This is a genomic window from Bradyrhizobium sp. (assembly GCF_035273305.1).
GTDB lineage: Bacteria > Pseudomonadota > Alphaproteobacteria > Rhizobiales > Xanthobacteraceae > Bradyrhizobium.
Genome location: NZ_DATEPI010000282.1, coordinates 1 through 6,466, shown reverse-complemented (window position 1 = coordinate 6,466; position 6,466 = coordinate 1). Strand labels below are relative to the sequence as shown.

Here is a 6,466-nt window from a genome sequence, read left to right as displayed (position 1 = left end):
GATGCCTTGGCCAGGGTGGTTTCGCCGCGCGGCATCGCGCTGACCGAAGCGAATGTCTTGTCGGCGATCACTGCCAATGATGGCAAGGTATTCTTCTCGATCAATGTCGACGCAGGGGAGGCCCGCACCTGGGAAAACGTGCGAGCCCAGGCGGAAGCGGCCGTGCGTGCGCTTCCCGGCGTCACCACGGCAATGGTAGCATTGACGGCCGAGCGCAAACCGGCCGCGGCGGCGCCGCCACCTCCTCACCGGCATGCACCGGGGGTCGCCCCCGTCTCGTCGCATCGGCCGCCCCAAGGTCCTGCTTCGCCGATGTCGAAGCAGTCGGAAATTCCAGGCATTGCCGCGGTGATTGCCGTGGCGTCGGGCAAAGGCGGCGTCGGCAAATCGACCACGGCGCTCAATCTGGCGCTGGGACTGCGTGACCTCGGCCTGCGCATCGGATTGCTTGATGCCGACATTTACGGACCATCGGTGCCGAGATTGACGGGTATTCGTGACAAGCCGTTGCTCAACAATGACCGGAAAATGATTCCGATTCAGCGTTTCGGTCTGGCGATCATGTCGATCGGTTTCCTGGTCGAGGAGGACACCGCCATGATCTGGCGGGGGCCGATGGTGATGTCGGCCATCACCCAGATGCTGCGGGATGTCGCATGGGGCACCCTCGACATTCTCGTGGTCGATATGCCTCCCGGCACCGGCGATGCTCAGCTCACGCTGGCGCAGAACGTGCCCCTCAAGGGGGCCATCATCATTTCGACGCCGCAGGATCTCTCGTTGATCGATGCCCGGCGCGGGCTCGCCATGTTCAAGAAAGTCAACGTGCCGGTGCTCGGGATTGTCGAGAACATGAGCTATTTTCAGTGCCCCCATTGCGGCACCCGTTCGGACATCTTCGGTCATGGCGGCGCGCGTCACGAGGCCGAGCGGCTTGCGGTGCCGTTTTTGGGCGAGGTCCCGCTCCACATGGCGATTCGCGCCACGTCCGATTCGGGCACCCCGGTGGTCGAGAGCGAGCCCGATGGCCCGCATGCCGCGATCTACCGGGCAATTGGCGCCAAGGTCCGCGATCAGCTCCAGGACGTGATCGCCGCGGCATGACGCCGTCACGTCGCGTATGCGACTTTCGTTTAAACAGTGCTGTCATGCCTTGGTTGCGTATTCCGGGCCCAAAGTTCCGTGTTAAAGACCGCGCGCGAGAGCGCCTTCGGTCGATGCGAATGATCGCTGGAAGACCACAACACGAATGGGACACGTCCCAAGGAGATGCCTTTGATGAAGCGTCGTGATTTCTTGAAAGTTTCGGCAACGGGTGCCGCGGTCACCGCGGTGGCCTCGCCCGCGATTGCGCAATCCTCGCCCGAGATCAAGTGGCGCTTGACCTCAAGTTTCCCGAAGTCGCTCGATACCATCTATGGAGGCGCCGAATACTTCGCGAAACAAGTTGCCGAGATGACCGACAACAAGTTTCAGATTCAGGTCTTCCAGGCGGGCGAACTCGTTCCGGGATTGCAGGCCCTGGACGCGACGTCAAAGAACACCGTCGAGATGTGCCACACCGTTTCCTATTACTACGTCGGCAAGGATCCAACCTACGCGATCTATGCGTCGGTGCCGTTCGGGCTGAACGCGCGGATGCAGAATTCGTGGTGGTATCAGGGCGGCGGCATGGAGATCGGCAACGAGTTCTTCAAGAAATCCGCCAACGTGATCGGATTCCCCTGCGGTAATACCGGCACCCAGATGGGTGGTTGGTTCCGCAAGGAGATCAAGACGGTGGCCGATCTCTCCGGCCTCAAGTTTCGCATCGGTGGCATTGCCGGTCAGGTACTGCAAAAGGTTGGCGTGGTCCCGCAGCAACTCGCTGGCGGCGACATCTATCCTTCGCTCGAAAAGGGCACCATCGATGGCGCCGAATGGGTCGGGCCTTATGACGACGAGAAGCTCGGATTCCAGAAGGTCGCCAAGTATTATTATTATCCGGGTTTCTGGGAAGGCGGCCCGATGGTTCACGCCTTCGCAAATCTGGACAAGTGGAACGAGTTGCCGAAGAACTATCAGGCGATCGTCAGCAACGCGGCTGCCAACGCCAATAGCTGGATGGCGGCGCGCTACGACATGCAGAACCCGTCCGCGCTGAAGCGTCTTGTCGCAGGCGGCACGCAGCTTCGTCCGTTCACGAACGAGGTGTTGGAAGCCTGTCTCAAGGCGACCAACGAATTGTGGGCAGAAATTTCTGCCAAAAATCCAGACTTCAAGAAATCCATCGATGCGATGCAGGCTTATCGCTCCGATGAGTACCTGTGGTGGCAGGTTGCCGAATACACGTTTGACAGCTTCATGATCCGTTCGCGTACCCGCGGCTGATCATCCGGCTTTAGTCCAAGCACGGACTACGCCTTAAGTCGTAGAGTTTTCGAAGCCCGGCCTCGCAAGGCCGGGCTTTTGCGTTGCATCGCCTAAGTTCATCTAGAAATTCGTAAGCGAATGTTCCATGCTGGCGCCAATCGTCGCCAAAAAAACAAGGCACACACATCACCAGGATCATCAAGGGAGGTAAGGCTCTATGAGACGTCGCGACTTCATCAAAGTTACCGGAGCAGGTGTTGCGGGCACGACCATGATGGCGGCGCCGGCGATCGCCCAATCGATGCCGGAAATCAAATGGCGAATGCCGACAAGCTGGCCGAAGTCGCTCGACACCCTTTATGGCGGGGCCGAGATGATGGCGAAGGTCGTTGCCGAGGCCACCGATAACAAATTCCAGATCCAGCCGTTCGCCGGCGGCGAAATCGTTCCGGGGCTGCAGGTCCTGGATGCCGTGCAAAACGGCACGGTCGAAATCGGCCACACCGCGTCCTACTACTATTTCGGCAAGGATCCGACGTTCGCTTTCGGCTCGTCAGTGCCGTTCGGCCCTAACATGCGCATCAACCAGGCCTGGTACATGCTCGGGGGCGGCAGGGAAGTCCTCAACGAGTTCTACAAGAACTACAACTGCATCTCGCTGCTCGCCGGCAACACAGGCTGTCAGATGGGCGGCTGGTTTCGCAAGGAGATCAATACGGTCGACGACATCAAGGGCCTGAAGATGCGCATCGGCGGTTTTGCCGGACGGGTGATGCAAAAGCTCGGCGTCGTCCCGCAGCAGATTGCCGGCGGCGATATCTATCCCGCACTCGAAAAAGGCACCATCGATGCCGCGGAATGGGTAGGTCCTTATGACGACGAAAAACTCGGATTCTACAAGGTCGCGCCGCACTATTACTATCCCGGCTGGTGGGAAGGCGGCCCGATGCTGCTGAGCTTCGTCAATCTCGAGAAGTGGAATGCGCTGCCGAAATATTATCAAAGCATTCTCGAACAGGCCGGTCACTACGCGAACAACTGGATGATGGCGAAGTATGATGCCGCAAACCCGCTGGCGCTGCGCAAGTTGCTCGCCAACGGGACCAAGCTGCATGCATTCTCGCCTCCCATCATGGATGCATCGATCAAGGCCTCCAAGGAACTGTATAAGGAGGTCGCCAGCACCAACGCGAACTTCAAGAAAGTCCTCGATTCGCTGACGACATTCTCGAACAACGGCTACCAGTGGTTCCAGGTCGCGGAAGTTGGCTACGACAACTTCATGGCGCGCCACTCGCAGAGCTGATTGTAAGCAGTTCGGTGAAAGTTAAAAACCCCGGGACGTAAGCCCCGGGGTTTTTTGTTGGCGCGAGAGCGCGATTATTGTTTCGGCGGTGGGCCAAAATCCAGCGGCGGCGCTTCCATCTGCGGAATCTCGATTTTGATCGTATTGGGATCGATCGTCGATAACGCGCCCTTGTAGTGCATGACCATCGACGGGAACATGATGACCAGCAGGACCATCATCACCTGGATCACGACGAACGGCACCGCTCCCCAGTAGATCTGCCCGGTCGTGACCGGCTCCATGCGTTTGCCGGTGACCCGGTCGAGGTAGGAATCCTTTGGCGCCACCGAGCGAAGGTAGAACAGCGCAAACCCGAACGGCGGGTGCATGAACGAGGTCTGCATGTTGACCCCGAGGATCACGCCGAACCAGATCAGATCGATCCCTAGGTGTTCAGCGGCCGGCCCGAGCAGCGGAATCACGATGAAGGCCAGCTCGAAGAAATCGAGGAAGAAGGCGAGCACAAATACAAACGCGTTGACGAAGATGAGAAAGCCGACTTGACCGCCGGGCAAGGACGTTAAGAGATGCTCGACCCAGACGTGGCCGTTGACGCCGTAGAAGGTCAGCGAGAAAACGCGTGCGCCGACCAGGATGAAGACCACAAAGGCTGAAAGCTTGGCGGTCGATTCAGTAGCCTGCCGGATCAAATCCCAGCTCAGCCGCCGCTTGAGGGCGCCAAGGATGATGGCGCCCGATGCGCCCATCGCACCACCCTCGGTCGGCGTGGCGAGACCGATGAAGATCGTGCCCAGCACTAGAAATATCAGGAACAGCGGCGGCACCATCACGAAGGTGGTCTGCTGGGCCATTTTCGACAAAAAGCGGAAGCCGGTAAGCTTGTCGATAACCCAGTTTAGCACCGCGACAAAGAACGCGAACAGGATGCCGAAGAACATGCTGAGCACGACGAAGTCGGCGCCATGCGACTCGGAATTGCGCATCATGAACCAGCCGAACACGCAACTGGCGATGAACAGCATACCGAGGGAGAGTAACCCGCGGCTGCCACTGTCCTCGCGAAAGCCAATTGCCGCCGCAGGCAGTCCCGGCACTGCTTTCGGAAATACCAATGTTATCAGGAATGCGTAACCGGCATACAGGCCAGCGAGCACCAGCCCCGGAATGAAGGCGCCCTCGTACATGTCGCCGACGGATTTGCCGAGCTGGTCGGCCATCACGATCAGCACCAGCGACGGCGGAATAATTTGCGCCAGAGTGCCCGACGCAGCGATGATGCCGGTCGCTACCCGGCGATCATAGCCGTATCGCAACATGATCGGCAGTGAGATCAGGCCCATCGAGATGACGGACGCCGCGACCACGCCTGTGGTAGCTGCGAGCAGCGCGCCCACGAAAACGACTGCGTAGGCAAGACCGCCGCGAATGGTGCCGAATAACTGCCCGATAGTATCGAGCAGGTCTTCCGCCATGCCCGATCGTTCAAGCACCAGCCCCATAAACGTAAAGAACGGGATAGCCAGCAGCGTGTCATTGTTCATGACGCCGTAGACGCGCTCGGGGAGCGCCTGCAGGAAGTCCGGACGGAATTCACCGAGCTGGATTCCCACAAACGCGTAGATCAGCCCGACCGCGCCAAGCGAGAACGCCGCCGGGTACCCGAGCAGCAGGACGACGACCAATGACGCGAACATGATCGGCGCCATATTGGCGATAAGAAACGCTGACATCTATTCCCCCTGCGACCGCGTCCGCGATCAGTGCTTTTCGATCGCCTCGACGAGGTGCTCGACCTCAGCCTCCAGAGCATTCACCTGCGATGCATGAGGATCAGGAATGATCCCGCGCATGACGGCAACACGTTTGATCAATTCGGAAATGCCCTGGACCAGCAGGAAAGCAAACCCGACAATGACGAGCGATTTGGCAGGCCATTGCGGCAGGCCACCGGCGTTGCCCGATTGCTCGTTGATCTCGAACGAGCGAAGAAAAAACGGACCGCCCGTGATGATCATGACGATGGTCAGCGGCAACAGGAAGAACGCATGGCCGAGAACGTCGATACTGCTTCGCACCTGCTTCGGCAGCAGGTTATTGACGATATCGATGCGGATATGTTCGTTGTCGAGCAACGTCCATGGCGAGCACAGCAGGAAGACGATGCTGAACAGCACCCATTGCAGCTCCAGCCAGGAATTGGATGAGGTGTCAAACATCTTGCGGATGACCGCGTTAAGCGCCGACACCACGACCGCGAGCAGGATCAGCCAGGCCAAGCGCTTGCCCGTCCACCTCGTGAACGCGTCGATAGCGCGGCTCATTTTCAAGAGCGATTGCAACGATGATCCTCCTAGCTGCGCTTCCGCCGTCTTGATTGCACCGATCGGGCGCAATGGCTTATCCAGCCGGGCTAGCATGAAGCCGCCGCACCATTCCAGCGCGCAAAGCCGCCGTCAATCGGAAGTTTGTTGATATCGAATGGGAATTAGCGCTGTGGTTTCCACCGATGCCGCCGTGGGATCAGCCCCCGGTAACGCTCATATGCCGACTGACACTCGGGCGGTTGTGTCGGCGGTCGATGATGAAGTCGTGGCCCTTCGGCTTCAGGCCTATGGCGCGGTCGATCGCCACACTCAGCAGGTCATCGTCGGCAAAGGCCCGTAGCGGTTTGCGCAAGTCGGAGGCATCCTCGTGGCCGAGGCAGGTGTGCAGTGTCCCGGTACAGGTGATCCGGACCCGGTTGCAGGACTCACAGAAATTATGGGTCATCGGCGTGATGAAGCCGAGCTTGCCGCCGGTCTCGGC

Annotated in this window: 5 protein-coding genes and 1 pseudogene; 3 read left to right on the top strand and 3 right to left on the bottom strand. The window is 59.2% G+C overall.

Going from position 1 to position 6,466, the window contains the following annotated elements; all coding sequences use genetic code 11:
* The 3 genes from VJV58_RS18615 to VJV58_RS18605 all read left to right on the top strand — a co-directional run.
* Positions 1 to 1,104, top strand: a 1,104-nt coding sequence (locus tag VJV58_RS18615) for an Mrp/NBP35 family ATP-binding protein (protein WP_324138837.1), incomplete at its 5' end; no start/stop codon positions are given.
* A 174-nt stretch (positions 1,105 to 1,278) separates the two neighbouring features.
* Entirely contained in the window at positions 1,279 to 2,370 is a 1,092-nt protein-coding gene (locus tag VJV58_RS18610; RefSeq protein WP_324138836.1) for a TRAP transporter substrate-binding protein, read from the top strand.
* A 199-nt stretch (positions 2,371 to 2,569) separates the two neighbouring features.
* Positions 2,570 to 3,658, top strand: coding sequence for a TRAP transporter substrate-binding protein (locus VJV58_RS18605; protein ID WP_324138835.1), 1,089 nt, complete (start codon positions 2,570 to 2,572; stop codon positions 3,656 to 3,658).
* 74 nt (positions 3,659 to 3,732) lie between these two features.
* On the opposite strand, the gene VJV58_RS18600 is transcribed toward VJV58_RS18605, so the two are convergent.
* From VJV58_RS18600 to VJV58_RS18590, 3 genes and pseudogenes are all read right to left on the bottom strand, one after another.
* Positions 3,733 to 5,391, bottom strand: coding sequence for a TRAP transporter large permease subunit (locus VJV58_RS18600; protein WP_324138834.1), 1,659 nt, complete (start codon positions 5,389 to 5,391; stop codon positions 3,733 to 3,735).
* Positions 5,392 to 5,418: 27 nt separating this feature from the next.
* Positions 5,419 to 6,000 (bottom strand): TRAP transporter small permease subunit, encoded by a 582-nt coding sequence (locus VJV58_RS18595; RefSeq protein WP_324138833.1) that lies wholly within the window; start codon positions 5,998 to 6,000, stop codon positions 5,419 to 5,421.
* A gap of 181 nt (positions 6,001 to 6,181) precedes the next feature.
* Positions 6,182 to 6,466 (bottom strand): annotated as a pseudogene (locus tag VJV58_RS18590) (GTP 3',8-cyclase MoaA); the annotation flags it as partial.